A 13,734-nucleotide genomic window follows, 5' to 3' on the forward strand; every position below is an offset into this window, starting at 1 on the left:
GGCACACCGACACGATCGGGGGACGGGGAGCGGGTTTCATGCCGAATGCCACACGGTCGCCGCGGTGGACTGCGGCAGAGATGGATGCCTACGAGCGGGCGCGTGCCCTGCTCAACGCGGTGATCGCCGCCTACAGCGGACGGATCGGTGCGGCGCCCAGTCCGGAGGCCGCACGAGCCCTGCGTGCGGAGCGCGCCCCGCTGCTGGTCGAGCGCGACGTCTTGACCGCCGACAGTCAGGAGCGGATCGCGGAGATCCTCCGGGACATGCCCGCCCAGCTCGCTGCGGTACGCGAGGGCAACGCCGGTGAGTGACGCGTCGGTGCCGGCGGCAAGGCAGGAAGCGAAGAAGCCGCCGCGCCGCCTGTCGGACGAACAGCTCGATGAGATCTTTCGTGAGGACGTACAGCCGGGCCTGGCCCGCCATGCGCCCCAGGAAGCCCCCCGTATGGTCCTGCTCGGGGGTCCCCAGGGCTCCCGGAAGACCACGCTGCGGCCGCTGGTTGCCGAGCATCTGGGGCTGACGGACGTCGTGTACTTCGACGGTGACGACCACTACGCCTTCCACCCGCACTATGACGCGCTCGCCCGCGAACACGGCGTGCTGGAGGCGGCGCGTCTGTGCGGCCCCGACATCGAGGTTCTTCGCGCGAAGATCCTGGACGAGGTCCGCACGCGGCGTCTGAACATCATGTTCATCGGTCCGTACACGCATCAGGAGTACACCCTGAACCGGGTGGCCGCCTTCCGTGCCGACGGGTACGGCACCGAGCTGGCGTACACCGCGCTCCATCAGGCACTGTCTCAGGTTGGTGTGATGGACCGGCATCGGCACGCCCTCGCCGAGGGCCCGGGGTACAGCTTCCTGGTCTCCCTGGAGTTGCAGCAGGCCGTGTTCGACGGTGTTCCGGTCATCATGACGGCCGTCGAGGAGCGCGGACTGGCCGACGCGCTGCACGTTGTCGACGCCAGCGGGGTCGTCTTCAGCAAGCACCGGGGTGGCGACGGTACGTGGCACCCGTCCCGGCCGGCACGCGAGGTTGTCGAGGAGACCCGGATGCAGCCCTGGGACGCCGCCACGAGGCAGGACTTCCTTCAACGGCGGGCCGCTGTGGCGACGCCCGCCGGGGAGAGCGCCGCGGAGTGGGGCAAGCGCCTGGCCCGGGTGGACGAGCTTGCCGCCCCGATGCTCGCCCCACCGACCGGGGGGAGCAGGGTCAGCACCAAGGCGGCACGGAAGCGCTCGACCACCCTGCCCTCGTCCAGAGCCACGAAGAAGGCCGCGCCTCCCCCACCAGCACAGCGTCCAGCCCCGCCCCGAGCCCCGGGTCGAGAGAGCAGTTCCGGTCGCAGCCGGTGACGCCCAGGCCTTCAGCAACCATGCGCCAGGCATCGCCGGTGGGCGGGCGGACCCGTCAGCACCAGGGGGTGACCGCACGGCGGCCAGGGCTGCCACGAGGCCATCGTCCAGCACGTCGTTCGGATCGTCATTTCGGTTCAACGAGCCATGCCCGGCGGGCGTGACGATCAGCGGGGGCCGCGGAGCGCGCCGGGGCGTAGGGGGGTGCCGAGGATGCCGAGGACGAGGCGGCGGTGGGCGTCGTGCAGGGTGCGTACGGCGGCGCGGCGGGCGCCGGGCGGGACTTGGTCGTCGATGGGGCGGCCGTTCTTGGTGGGCACCCACAGGTAGCCGGGGTCGGTGCCTTCAAGGGCGGAGGTGATGCCGGCGCGCTGGCGCAGCCAGCGACGCACGGTGCGCACGGTGTCGGTGTCGAGGGGGAGGGGCCCGCCGTCGAGGAGGACGCGCGGGGGCCGGTGGTCGAGCTGGAGGTCGGCGACGTCCAGGGCGGCGAGCTCGCTGACGGTGCGGCCGGTGGCGGCCACGAGCGCTGCGAGGGCCGCGGTGCGGATGGAGGTGGCCGCGTTGGCGCCGGTGGGCCGCTGGACGGCGAGGGTGTGAAGGACGCGCTGCGCCTCGTCGGGGTCGAGGTGTTCGCCGGAGGGGTTGGGCGGGACCTCCAGGCGCCAGGGGGTGCCGACGAACTCGGCGAAGGCGTTGTAGGTGATAGTGCGTACGCGGTCGGAGGCGTCGGCGGAGGGGGCGTCGGGGCCGCGGAGAGTGTTGCGCTGGCGGGTGAGTCCGGCCTTGGCGTCGGTCAGCCAGGCATGGGCGCGGGGAAGCTCCAGCAGCTCGGCGCTGCTCAGGTTCGGCGGGGTGCCGTCGGTGCTGAGAGCGTGCCCCAGGTACTCGGCGAGGAACCGGCCGCGGACGCGCTGGGTGGCGAGGGCGTACTGCTCCTTGCGCAGGTAGTCCAGGAAGGCGCTGATGTCGTCCGAGGCGGTCGTGGTCACGCCCGACAGGGTACGCAGCCGCCGGCCCGGCCGGGCTCCGCCACAGACGACGGCTGGCGGGTGCGGCATGCTCACCGGTCATGGATCCCGCCGTACTTGCCGCCGTTATCACCACACCCACTGCAGTCCTTGCCGCAACAGCCGCATACGCCGCCGGGCGCGCACAAGCGCGAGGAGCACGCCGCGGCCCCGTGGACGCCGTCCGCCGACAACACCAGCGGGACGCATACGCCGCCTTTCTGGAAGCTGCCAACAGCTACGCCTCCGCGACCAGGGAGGGTACGTGTGTGGAACAGGCTCTCGCGGAGATTCCCGACACGGGAGACCCTCAACTCCACCGAGACCGTGTCAGGCAGCGCGTCCGAGAACTTCTCGCGGAAGGATCCGCGTTGTTCAGTTCCATCCCGCGGACGCTTCCCGTGGTCCAGCTTGAAGGCCCAGAGCACGTTGCCGAACTCGCGGAGCGCGTCGAAACATGGGCCGGCGTGGTGCGCGCCTTCGCCCAGGCAGATACGAACAGCAGCGCCTACTCCATGCAGGACGAGCGTCACGCCTATTCCATGCTTCGGGAAGCAATCGACGCTTACAAGGTGGCCGCCCGTGACCACCTGAACGGCGGTGAAGGCAAGTAGGGACGGATCAACTGTTAGCGCACGATCTGACACGGATGTTCCTCAGGCCCCGGTACGGCGCGGCGGCCGAGGGCCGGTCCCCGGCTCCGCCCCTGGTTGTCCGCTCGCTTTGCGCGCCGGAGGCGCGCTCCCTCCGAAGGCTTGGTAACAGCGAAAAGCGCCCCTCGCCCACGCCCCCCCCCGTTCGGCTGCTGCTGGTCTTGTGGTCCGTGTCGGGTCGGCTCGGATCGTCCCGGTCCGGTACGGTCCGACACGGACCCACCACGGCCCACGGGGGGCCACGGGCCGGCCTGGGGGACCGTGGACGCTTTTCGCTGTTACCAGCCAATCCCCGTGGTGACCTAAACGAGAGCGACCGGGGAGGTACGCGCCGAGGGGGATGACCCGGGAGGGGCGCCTCGTGCTACGGCTGCTCGACCTGGGCCCGCACGGCGCTCCTCAGCGGCTCCAGGTCGGCAACCGGGATATTGCCGTTCATCGGCAAACCGGCCTCCTTCCACATCCGCGCGGCCAGATGCGCGTCGCCGCCGGCGTCCGCAGTGATCACCTCGCGTGCGGTGTCAAACGAGAGCGCGCCTTCGCCGAGGTCCATCAGCCTCGCGACCATCCGCACGTTGCCGAAGTCGCCGCGGCGGTTGGCGCTCGATGCCTTCGGCTCGTTGTACCGGTACACCAGCACCCAGCGGCCCTCCAGCTCACGGGCCCGGGCGATCATCGTCTTCCCGCGGGTGGTGTCCTCCTGCTCGGTACGGATCGTTTCCGCTGGCCCGTCTCCCGGGCGCAGCGTCAGCAGCCCACGGCGGCTCGTCTGCTCGATCTCCACCCTCTCCAGGAAGGCGGCGAAGGGCCTGGTCGCGTCCAGCGTCTTCATGGCCTGGTCAACCTCCCGGGCGGTGAAGGCGAGATCGATGGCCAGGTCGTGCACGCGGCGCTGCCAGGCTGCTTCGTGGCCTTCGGGGCACGGGCCAGCGGCGTGCGCGGCGGCCGCCACGAGATGGGTGTAGTCGGTCATCCGCCCATCATGGTGCGGCCACTTCAGGGGTACTCAGTCGGGTGACGGCCGCTTCGGCTTCGGCCTGCTTCTGCGCCTGTCGTCGTACGCGCCGGAGCAGTGCGGAAACTCGCGTGTGACCGGCCCTGGGATGCTCGGTGTGCGGCCCGAACGACGAGTCCTTCCCGGCCTTCCCCGCCACCCGCAATCGCCTCACCAAAGGTGACTCACCATCTGGATCGTGCGGCTGTCCGATGAGCAGCACATCTGATGACAAGCCGACATTAGACACGAGTTAGAGAGGAGGAGGACAAGTAGCGTGGGCAAACGGTAGGCTCAGCCCGGCGCCAGACGACCATTCAGGTTTGAAGGCGCACAGAAACGCAGAACGGCCTCGCTCCCCCGGCTGGTAACCGGGATCGACGCGAGGCCGGTGCCGAAGGCAGTTTGCAAGAACTCCTCCGGCTGGCCGCCAACCTTCAACGACAAAGGCGACGACATGGCGAAGCGTACCCGCCCACCCGGGCGCTCAGACAGTGGGACCCGAGACTCCGGCGTGAACATCACACCGCCGTCGAGCACGGGCCCTGTCACCACAACCACCGCGACCGCATGAGCGCGGTCGTCCGGCAGCTCCGCCGGACCACGGCCATCGACGCCAAGCCGCTGGATGCAGAACCGGTGGATCACCGCGCGTGCAACCGCGGTCCCGCACCAACGCCATGCGACCGGGAAGCCAGCTTGCCGATCCGTCCGGCAAACATCCCTGAGGGCAACGGCTGGCCCCTTACCCAGACTTCTGCGCCTGTTCCGGCGCAGAATGCACCGACTAATGGAGATCAAGTGACCTAGCTCTTCCTGGGCGGGAGGTCCTGGGCCCCTTGGCGGGGGCGCATCCTCTACCGCCGGCCGCTGGTGTTGGCGCACCGTGCGCGGCCACTTCCTACGGCTCGAAGTTGGCGCTTCGAGCTAAGGCCCGAACTTCAGATCCGGTTTGGCGACCGGGCCCGAGTGTTCGAGCGATCCATCAGGTTCTTCGCGGAACCAGCACCCACCGAAGCGGGGCTTTTGCATGCCCTCTTCCAGAAGAAGGACGGGTACATAGTGCCGTACGAGCACGCTGCTTGTCAGCTTGAGCACGCCCGTGTGGGCGTTTCATCCCCTATTTCCCCCCCGGTCGACGGCATTGAGTGCTGCCAGACCGCCTTCCAGCCGGTCCGCGGTGCCGCTCAGGAAGTCACCCACACCGCGTCCCGCCGCACCGGACCGCGCCGCTGGCTCCGTTCCGTCGAGTGGCTTGTCGCCGCCGGCCTGCATCCCAGGGCCAACGCCACGACCCTCCGGGTCGCCGAAGATCTCGCCGGGCGCATGGACTTCGACTCCGGGCACGCCCGCTACTGCCTCGACGAGATGGTGGCCCGCCTCGGTCTGAACAGAGCCACCATCAAGCGGCACGTCGCCGCCCTGCGAGAGCTCGGCGCGCTGGCCTGGGTGCAGCACGGCACCCGCGCCAACATCCGCCGCGCCCTCGGCCTCGGCGGGTACGCCGGTACCGCGACGGTGTACGCGGCGGTCATCCCCGCCGTCTACGACCACGCCATGGGCCACCGTCTCGTCGGCTGCGGGTACGACGCCCGGATCGTCATCGACAAGCGCGGCCAGGCCCCGGCCCCTGTGGATACCCCGCCTGTGGACAACCAGAGCCCCCACCGGTGTGCGCCCCCTTCCCTTACCTGGGGTGAGGAAGAGGGAAAGCTGAAGGTAGAGGGTGGTAGGAACTACACCCCGCACGCGGGTCGGCAAACCGCATCGACCCCCCGCCAGAAGGCCAGCAGCAGCGGCCAGGGGACGGCTGCGCGCCGTAGCCCGCTGCAGGTCGCCCGTGACATCCGCATCGCCCGGCAGGTCCGGCCGCTGGTGAACTGGACCCAGCCCGAGGGCCTTCGCCGCCTCGCGTACGCGCTGCGGCCGCTCATCGACCGCGGCCTGGACGCCATGCAGATCGCCGACGAACTCGCCGGCATGTGCCCGGGTTGGCGGCCGAAGCAGCCCGCGAACTTCCTGCGTGCCACCCTCGCCGAGGACACCGCCCGCCTCGAGGCCCAGGCCGCAGCCGAGGCGCTCCTCGCCGCCCAGACCTGGACCACCGCCAACGAGGACGACGTCGACTCGCTCGCCCGCCTCTTCGGCCTGGCTACCGAGGAGGCGCCCGAGCCGGAGCGCACCGACCGGGACCGGTACCTCGCCCGCCGCGACTGGAGCATCTGGCCCGAGGTCGCCGCCCACTACGCCGAGGACCCCGACGACGCGATCGACCTGTACGGCGAGCAACTCGTCACCTACGCCGTCCGCATGGACGCCCGCTCCAAGGACCAAGAGGCCCGCTATGCCTGACCACCCCCAGTAGTCCGGGCGGGACCCGGTCGCCTTCGGCGCCGTCCTCGGCCACCTCGGCGCCGAGTCGAACGAGCCTGGCTCGACCAGTGAGCCCCGAACCAGGTCATAACCCGGTTATGACCCGGCCCTTTGAGGCTGACCACCCGGTGACCTATAACCCGGTTATGAGCGGTTCCGCCGCGCGCCCGGCACGCACGCCCGTCACCACATGACATGCTGTGCCGGTCCGAAGTACCGAGAACCTCGGGAAGTACACGGAGAAGCACATGGCAAGAGTTACCGTCCTCCTGAACCGCAAGGGCGGCGTCGGGAAATCCACCATCACGGTCAACACCGCGGCCGTCACCGCAGACGTGTGGGGACAATCCCCCGACGGTGACCCCGACTACGTTGTCGCCGTATCCATCGACCCCCAAGGCTCAGCCACCTGGTGGGCCGAACGCGTCGGGGACACCCTCCCCTTCAGCTTCATCCAGGCCCACACTGAAGACCAGCTCGCTGGCCTGGCGGAACTGAAGAAGTCCAAGAAGATCCGGCACATCTTCGTCGACACCCCGGGCTGGGCCGACATCTCCGAAGAGGAGAAGAAGCGGGCTGGCGACGCCCTCGGCGACTCCGCCGCCGCAGACGCTCTGCGCGCCGTCCTCGCCGCAGCGGACGACATCATCATCCCCGTCGAACCGGAGCCCCTCGGCTTCCCCCCGACCGTCACCACCATTGAAGAGATCGTCAAACCTCGCCGTATCCCTTTCAAGGTCGTCATCTCCAACTGGGACCCACGGGACGGCACCGCGGACCTCGAGGACACCAAGGCGTTTATCGACGCTCAAGGCTGGCCCCGCGCCAACACCGTGATCCGGCACTACAAGGTGCACACCCGCGCCGCTTCCGAGGGACACGTCGTCACCCAGTACCCGAAGAACCGCGTCGCGATGGAGGCACGCGAGGACTTCTTCCGTCTCGCCCTCGAGCTGGGCGCTGGTGGCAAGGACGCACGATGAGCAAGAAGACCTCGTTCGCGGATCTGCTGGGCAGCACGGCCGCCGCTGAGGAACCGGCGGGGCCCCCGCCGGTCAGCGCCCTCCTGCACACGATCACCGGCAACCCCGACAATCCGCGCGACGCCGACGATCTCGATCTGGACGAACTGATCCAGAGCTTCAGGGAAGTGGGCCAGCTCCAACCGGTGCTGGCCATGTCGAGGGATGTGTACCTTCGACACAAACCCCAGCACGCCGCCGCCGTGGGCGATGCCCAGTACGTCACCCTGGGAGGCAACCGGCGGCTCGAGGCCGCCCGCTCCCTGGGCTGGACTCGCATCGACATCCAGCTACGTGACGACCTGGGACAGGGCGAGGGCTCCCTCGACGAGGCCGTCATTATCGAGAACATCCACCGCAAGGCGCTGGCTCCCATGAGGGAAGCCGCGTTTCTGCAGAGCATGGTGGAGCGGTACGGGTCCCAAGGCAAGGTCGCCAAGCGGATCGGGAAGACCCAGGCCTACGTCTCCCAGCGACTGAGCCTGCTGAAGCTTGACCCGGAACTGCAGCAAGCCGTCGAAACCGGAGCCCTAAAGGTGAAGGACGCACGGCAGATCGCGGCCGCTCCTCCGGGCGAACAGCACGCGGTGTGGCGGGCCAAGCAGGCAGAGGCGTCCGGAGCGTCGCCGCAGGGCCATAACCGGGTTATGACCCCGTCGACGGCTTCGGTCGGTTCTGCGCCGCAGCCAACCCATGCCGGCACGGTGCACAACGCCCCGACCGAGCCGCTCCCGGGGCCGCGTGCTGAGGCCAAGGCTGGCGCTGTGCCACCCGCTACCAGGCCGGAGGCCCCCGTGCAGATGCCCGCGAATATCACCGCGGTGACGCCGGCAAAGCCGCCGATCCGTATGCCGTGGGAGGACGGGCTGCGCGTCGCGGAGATCGCCATCGAGAAGATGGACCGCGAGCAGATGGTGGCCCTGTACGAGCGGATCGGCAAGGAGCTTGAGCGGCAAGACGGGATGCCTGCCACCTGACCAACCGGCTTCTGGCCCCCGTCGTGCCTCACTCTATGAGTGGCGTGACGGGGGCCTTCGCCGTTAGGCCGGGATTCGGCCGTCTCCCAGGGCAGTCATGAGGTAGACAGTCACCGTGTGTCCCGCTGCAACATCGACAAGACCGAGTCGAGTCGGCCGTCCCAAACGACGTGCTGCTCGTCATGGCCCGGCGCGACGAAGCGGCGGGCGTGGCGCCGCAGGTCGTCCTCGCTGAAGTACATGGCGTTCGGATCGTTGAAGGTCTTCTCGTTCCGTTCCTTGATCCGTTGCCACAAAGCGTCATGCTCGCCGGGCAGGTAGAGCAGGACGACATCGGCGCCCGCTTGCTCTCCGAGCTCACGCCACTCCGTGCGCTCCTCGGCTGTCCAGAAGCCGTGGTCCACCACGACGTCGCGGCCGGCAGCCAGGGCGCTGCGCAACTCGATGGCGATCTGCGCGAGGATCGGCCGCTCCCTAATCCGGTACTCCCCCCTCGGGAAGTCGCGTCCGTAGTGGCCGTGCTGCTGCCAGACTCGTTCGTCCGGGCACAGGCGCACGAAGCCGTGGCGCGCGAGTTCACGAGCGAGCGTGGTCTTCCCCGACCCGGGAAGACCAGCCATCAGGACGCAGCGTGGTGGCCGTTCGCGGGAGGTCGCGCTTTCGCGGCTGTCGTCCATCACCTTGGTGTCCGCGTCATGTCCGACGTATCGACCCGGGTACGACCTGGGGCGCCAAGGTCCACGCCGAACTCCAGGGGGCGGCCTTGGGCGTCAAGGAACTGGGCCGTCAACACAAGGATGGCCGCGACCGTGCCAGGCTCGAGTTCCAGGAGTTCCAGGTCCTCGGCCGTGGCGATCCGCGCGCCAGTCTCGTCAATGCGCTTCTCGGCCCGACGGCCTGTCGTCTTTGCGATGAGATCGAGGCTTGTCCCGCCCCGTAGCCGCTCCGGTCGGCTCAGTTCCGGCAGCACCTGCGCGAACTCGGCCGGAATCCAGCTGGTCGAGTGAGCGACGATGCCATGCCCGTCGCGGTAGACGCGGGTCCTACGGATTACCTGGTCCCCAGGGGCGAGTCCAAGGGCGGCAGCCACGTCCTTCGGTGCTGCTGTCATTGACGCGGTGTGGCCATCGGACCTCTCGCCGGTTCCCCAGCTAGATCCGGTGCGCTGGCCCCGGTCCTGGCGTTGTGCGCCGGACGACAGTGACACCGGCTGGCCGATCACCTCGGTCCCGACCCCGTGGATTCCTCGGACGAGGTTCTCCGCTCGGAGCTTGCCGAGTGCCTTCTCGACCGTAGCCGTACTGACCTTCCACTCCTCCGCCAGCGTTTTGATGCTGGGCAGCAGCGTTCCCGGGGCGAGCGCCCCAGACGCGATCAGGTCACGGTAATGCGCCGCAATCCTGGCGTTTGGCGGCCGATTGTCGACCCGCTCGGACATGTCCTCGCTCCCTTCGCTTTCTCTTGAGAACCCTACTGTAGCGCTTGACACCATAGGGAACCCTAGGGAACCCTAGGGTTCGTCGCCAGGCGGTTCGTCAAGAACTGATGAGCGACCAGAAGCACCTGAGTTGAACGGACTTGGCCATCCGTAACTGCGCCCTCGGAACAACCCCGAGAGGGGGGACGTCGGATGAGCGCTCGCGGTCTCTTGAGAACTCAACAGTGGACTGAATTTCGGGCGCGGAGCCCCTGCCGTCATTGCGACGAGACGACCCTCTCACCAGCGGTTTTCCGGCTGGTGAGGTCTTGAGCGGGGGGCTGGCCGCATGGCAGCCCGAGAGCGGATCTGCAGAGGGCCCCAGGGGTGGGGCCGAGGGTGCGAGTCCCCGTCCGCTCACCGCGCCGCACAGACGGCGCGACCCCCGGCACGGCGCTGGAGACGCCATATGTGCCGGGGGTCAGCACGGACCAAGCGACTCACAGGAGCTGATCCGCATGACCATCATGCCGTCCGACCTGCCGCTGAACATCACCGGCATCACTGAAGACATCCACGACGCCATCGCCGACGCCTTCCCGCTGGTCGAGGCGGTCGAGGGTTTGGCCCGGCTCGGTATCAGCGTCGAGTTCACCGTCGCCCCCTCCACGATCGTCGCCACGATCACCGTGACGCCGACCGCCACGAGCGTGCTGCCGGCGCTGCTCGCCGAGATCGACGACGCCCAGCCGCGGACGCTTTCCAGCGGAGGGCTCGCCGTCAGCGGCTCGATGTGCCAGGGCACCGTCACCTTGCGGGTCCTGATCCCGCAGGGCTGGGTGACCGCCGATGAGCTCGCGGTGCTGACCGGCGCCGCCACCGCCGACCCCTCCCACCTGCTGTGATCCCCCAGGAACAGGCGGTCAAGGACGCCGCCGAAGCCACGCAGCGCGCCGAGGAGGCCCGCCGCCAAGCGGAGGCCGAGCTCCGGCGCCACGGACAGGCCGTGTCGGGGGTGGGGGGACGATGATCCGACTCATCCTCGCCCAAGACCTCCGCTGGCTGGAGGACCAGGCCGACAAGGCCCAGCGGCTTCCCGCCGTGGAGCTCGACCTGGAGAACACGAAGATGCGCCTCGCGTCGTACCAGCGGTCGCTGGACCGGGCGAGCGAGACGCACAAGGACACGCTGCGCCAGCTCGCGGAGCTGTACGTGCAGCTCGGTGAGGCGCAGCGGGCCGTCGACCGGCTGACCGCCGAGCGGGACCGTGCGGCCGAGCAGCGGGACCGGCTCGCCGAACAGCCCAGCCGGGACGCCGCGCAGCGGGAGCGGCCGATGCCGCCGGCGGGCGTGTGGGACTACCCGCACCAGTCCCGGCAGCCCACGATCCTCGCCGAGCATCTCGACGGCGGCTGCCAGCGGTGCGCCGACGCGCTGTCGGCGACCCCGACGGAGTCCCTGATCATCACCGCGCGCCTGGCCTACGGGATGCAGGCCCCGATCAGCCTCCTGCTCGTCTACCTGGAGCTCCAGCGTCGTATCCGCGCCAACCGAGAGGCGGCACAGGCATGACCTCACTGCTCAAGTCCAGCAAGGCCGCCGTTGAGGCGTTCCGGAGCAGCCGCGGGCCGGTGGAGACCTGGTCGGCGGTCGACTTCGAGGTTCACCAGAACCTCGCCGCGATGGCGGTGGTCGCCCGGGCCCGCGGCGGCCTGGTCCGTACGACGCAGCGGCGGGCGTCGGCGCTGGCGCTGTTCAGCTACGTCACCGCCCTGTACGCGGTGGCCCAGGTGGTGCGCGCGCTGCGCGGCGCCGGGTCGATGGGGCTGGAGTGCCACCTCCACGAGGTGGTGTCCGGGCCGCTCACCAAGGCGGATGCGGGTCTGCGGCGGGCGGGTGACTGGATGTTCCGGCTGCGTGTCGAGCACGTGGGTCAACGTGTCGTCGACGCGGTCGACCGCATGGCCGTTCGCCTCGCCCGGGCTGAGTGACCGCACACGCACACGGTGGCCGCCGATGAGGCGGCCACCCGTACGAGAGGAGAGTCTGCGTGGCGGCCCGTACCGGCACCCGCAACACCACCCGGAAGAAGACGGCGGCGAGGAAGCCGTCGGCCAAGACGACACCGCCGCCGCGCCGCCCGGCTGGGGCGGAGACCGTGCCGCCGAGCCCGGAGGTGCGGCAGGAGGCGGACGCCCGCCTCGCTGATATGCGTGACCGGGCGGCCGACCTGATGGACCGGGCGGCCGACACTCTTGAATTCGCCCGGCAGCAGGCCGCCGAGGAGGCGGCCCGGCTGCTCGCCGCCGCCGAGGAGTCGGGCCGCACGATCCGGCGCGCGGCGGCCGCCGACGCCAGGCAGGTCCTGGTCGAGGCCGCCGAGGAGGCCGGAGACCGGCTGCGCCGGGCCGGGGGCGAGGCGGACACCGTCCGCGCCGCCGCCGACCAGGGGGCGGCAGACCTCCTCGCCGCCGCCCGCGCCGACGCCGAACGCACCGCTGCCGAGATCACGGCGGCTGCCAAGCGGGCGGCCAAGGAGATGACGGCGGCCGCCGAGGAGGCGGCCCGCACGCTGCTCGTCGAGGCGGAGAAGCAGGCGACCGAGCTTGCGGCCCTGCGCCGGGCCTCCGCCGAGGCCGCCTACCGCACCGCCCTGGCGGACGCGGCGCGGATCCTCGGGGAGGCCCAGGAGCAGGCGAATGAGACGGCGGCCGCGCACGCGGCGGTCGCCGCCGAGACCGACCTCGCCCGCCGTACGGCGCTGCTGGAGCTGAACGAGGAACTCGCCGAGCGGCGCACGGCCATCCGGGCCGAGCTGGACGAGCACCGCAAGGAGGTCGAGAGGGCTCGGGCCGAGACCGAGGCGGAGTTCCGCAAGCTCGGCGAGCAGCACGAGCTGCGCCGCCAGGAGCAGCGCAAGGCGCTGGCCGCTGAGGCCGAGGCGATGCGGCGCAACGCCGAGGCCGAGGCCCGCAAGGCCGCCCGCGCGATCGTCGCCGGCGCCGAGCAGGAGAAGGCGCAGGTGATGAAGGAGGCGGTCGAGGCCACCGCCCGCGCCGAAAGACTGCAGCGCAGCGCCGAGACCCAACTGGCGAAGGCCCGCAAGGCGGCGGCCCGGAAGCAGTCGTGGGCCAAGCGCAAGCGCTCCTTGTCCCGGAAGTTCTGGGACCTGATGGTGTGGCTGGCCCTGTTCGCCGCGATCGGGCTGGCGGCCACTGGCGAGTACCACTTGGCGCTCATGGTCGGCTTCGGCCCCTGGTCGCCGCTGCTGCCGGTGTGCATCGACATCTACTGCGTCGTTGCGTTCAAGCGCGAGAAGGACGTGTACCCGGCGCTTCTGCTGATGCTCGGCGCGAACATCACGTACCACCTCGCCGTGCCGGAGGCCGACGGCAAGACCTTCCTCATCATCGCCGTCGTGACGATGTTCGTCGGCGTCGTGTGGCGCGTCCACAAGCTCATGGACAACCACGGCGAGGGCGAGGACGAGGAGACCGGCGGCGCGCCGGACGGGCCGTACGAGAACCCGGTGGCCGTTTCTCCGGCGGCCCGTACGGAGCCCATCCGTACGGGGCGTACGGATGAAGACCGTACGGGGCGTACGGCAGACCGTACGGGCGCTGCCCGTACGGACCGTACGGGCGCCCGTACGGACGAGGACCGTACGGGCCGTACGCCTCGCACCCGTACGGACCGTACGGCCGCCCGTACGGCGAAGGGCCGTACGGGCGGCTCGGCCCCGTCCCGTACGGACGCCGAGTGCATCGAGATCCTGCGGGGCCTGCCCCGTACGCACGACGGGTCCGTCACCGTCAACGCCGCCCGTACGGCACTCGGATGCAACCGCGACCGGGCCGTACGGCTGCTGTCCGAGGCCGGGCTCCTGAGCCCAGCCGACCGCACCAAGCACCTGACGCCGTCGCGCTGAG

General features: G+C 70.0%; 15 protein-coding genes. 10 read left to right on the top strand and 5 right to left on the bottom strand.

Annotated elements, in window-relative coordinates; all coding sequences use genetic code 11:
* Positions 1–80: 80 nt before the first annotated feature.
* Both ACZ46W_RS34515 and ACZ46W_RS34520 read left to right on the top strand, forming a co-directional pair.
* Complete coding sequence (locus ACZ46W_RS34515; RefSeq protein WP_468346202.1) at positions 81–314, top strand: hypothetical protein; 234 nt, start codon at positions 81–83, stop codon at positions 312–314.
* Complete coding sequence (locus ACZ46W_RS34520; RefSeq protein ID WP_468346204.1) at positions 307–1,359, top strand: zeta toxin family protein; 1,053 nt, start codon at positions 307–309, stop codon at positions 1,357–1,359. Before ACZ46W_RS34515 ends, ACZ46W_RS34520 begins: the two co-directional genes overlap by 8 nt.
* Before the next feature lie 167 nt (positions 1,360–1,526).
* Here the strand turns inward: ACZ46W_RS34520 and ACZ46W_RS34525 are convergent, their stop codons facing one another.
* A complete protein-coding gene (locus tag ACZ46W_RS34525) occupies positions 1,527–2,351 on the bottom strand; it encodes a hypothetical protein (RefSeq protein ID WP_468346206.1) in 825 nt (274 codons plus the stop codon).
* 389 nt (positions 2,352–2,740) lie between these two features.
* Between ACZ46W_RS34525 and ACZ46W_RS34530 the strand changes: the two genes are divergently transcribed.
* On the top strand, positions 2,741–2,983 hold the full coding sequence (locus ACZ46W_RS34530; protein WP_468346208.1) for a hypothetical protein: 243 nt from the start codon (positions 2,741–2,743) through the stop codon (positions 2,981–2,983).
* 403 nt (positions 2,984–3,386) lie between these two features.
* Here the strand turns inward: ACZ46W_RS34530 and ACZ46W_RS34535 are convergent, their stop codons facing one another.
* Together ACZ46W_RS34535 and ACZ46W_RS34540 are read right to left on the bottom strand one after the other, a co-directional pair.
* Positions 3,387–3,995, bottom strand: coding sequence for a hypothetical protein (locus tag ACZ46W_RS34535; RefSeq protein ID WP_468346210.1), 609 nt, complete (start codon positions 3,993–3,995; stop codon positions 3,387–3,389).
* 315 nt (positions 3,996–4,310) lie between these two features.
* Positions 4,311–4,664: a hypothetical protein gene (locus tag ACZ46W_RS34540; RefSeq protein ID WP_468346212.1), complete on the bottom strand. Its 354-nt coding sequence runs from the start codon at positions 4,662–4,664 to the stop codon at positions 4,311–4,313.
* A 456-nt stretch (positions 4,665–5,120) separates the two neighbouring features.
* Between ACZ46W_RS34540 and ACZ46W_RS34545 the strand changes: the two genes are divergently transcribed.
* The 3 genes from ACZ46W_RS34545 (at position 5,121) to ACZ46W_RS34555 (ending at position 8,388) form a co-directional block, all read left to right on the top strand.
* On the top strand, positions 5,121–6,368 hold the full coding sequence (locus ACZ46W_RS34545; RefSeq protein WP_468346214.1) for a cell wall protein: 1,248 nt from the start codon (positions 5,121–5,123) through the stop codon (positions 6,366–6,368).
* A gap of 269 nt (positions 6,369–6,637) precedes the next feature.
* The gene (locus ACZ46W_RS34550; protein WP_468346216.1) at positions 6,638–7,372 is read left to right on the top strand and encodes a ParA family protein; all 735 of its coding nucleotides are present in this window, start codon (positions 6,638–6,640) and stop codon (positions 7,370–7,372) included.
* Positions 7,369–8,388: a ParB/RepB/Spo0J family partition protein gene (locus ACZ46W_RS34555; protein WP_468346218.1), complete on the top strand. Its 1,020-nt coding sequence runs from the start codon at positions 7,369–7,371 to the stop codon at positions 8,386–8,388. The genes ACZ46W_RS34550 and ACZ46W_RS34555 overlap by 4 nt, the downstream gene beginning before the upstream one ends.
* A gap of 110 nt (positions 8,389–8,498) precedes the next feature.
* Here the strand turns inward: ACZ46W_RS34555 and ACZ46W_RS34560 are convergent, their stop codons facing one another.
* Together ACZ46W_RS34560 and ACZ46W_RS34565 are read right to left on the bottom strand one after the other, a co-directional pair.
* Positions 8,499–9,065, bottom strand: coding sequence for a P-loop nucleotide/nucleoside kinase family protein (locus ACZ46W_RS34560; RefSeq protein WP_468346220.1), 567 nt, complete (start codon positions 9,063–9,065; stop codon positions 8,499–8,501).
* Positions 9,065–9,826: a GntR family transcriptional regulator gene (locus tag ACZ46W_RS34565; RefSeq protein ID WP_468346222.1), complete on the bottom strand. Its 762-nt coding sequence runs from the start codon at positions 9,824–9,826 to the stop codon at positions 9,065–9,067. Before ACZ46W_RS34565 ends, ACZ46W_RS34560 begins: the two co-directional genes overlap by 1 nt.
* Positions 9,827–10,323: 497 nt before the next feature.
* Between ACZ46W_RS34565 and ACZ46W_RS34570 the strand changes: the two genes are divergently transcribed.
* The 4 genes from ACZ46W_RS34570 to ACZ46W_RS34585 all read left to right on the top strand — a co-directional run bounded on the left by ACZ46W_RS34570 (position 10,324) and on the right by ACZ46W_RS34585 (position 13,733).
* Complete coding sequence (locus ACZ46W_RS34570) at positions 10,324–10,710, top strand: hypothetical protein (RefSeq protein ID WP_468346224.1); 387 nt, start codon at positions 10,324–10,326, stop codon at positions 10,708–10,710.
* Positions 10,711–10,831: 121 nt separating this feature from the next.
* On the top strand, positions 10,832–11,377 hold the full coding sequence (locus ACZ46W_RS34575; RefSeq protein ID WP_468346226.1) for a hypothetical protein: 546 nt from the start codon (positions 10,832–10,834) through the stop codon (positions 11,375–11,377).
* A complete protein-coding gene (locus ACZ46W_RS34580; protein WP_468346228.1) occupies positions 11,374–11,796 on the top strand; it encodes a hypothetical protein in 423 nt (140 codons plus the stop codon). Before ACZ46W_RS34575 ends, ACZ46W_RS34580 begins: the two co-directional genes overlap by 4 nt.
* A 59-nt stretch (positions 11,797–11,855) precedes the next feature.
* Complete coding sequence (locus tag ACZ46W_RS34585) at positions 11,856–13,733, top strand: hypothetical protein (RefSeq protein ID WP_468346230.1); 1,878 nt, start codon at positions 11,856–11,858, stop codon at positions 13,731–13,733.
* Position 13,734: the final 1 nt, after the last annotated feature.

The sequence above is a fragment of the Streptomyces sp. NPDC031064 genome (genome assembly GCF_055570965.1).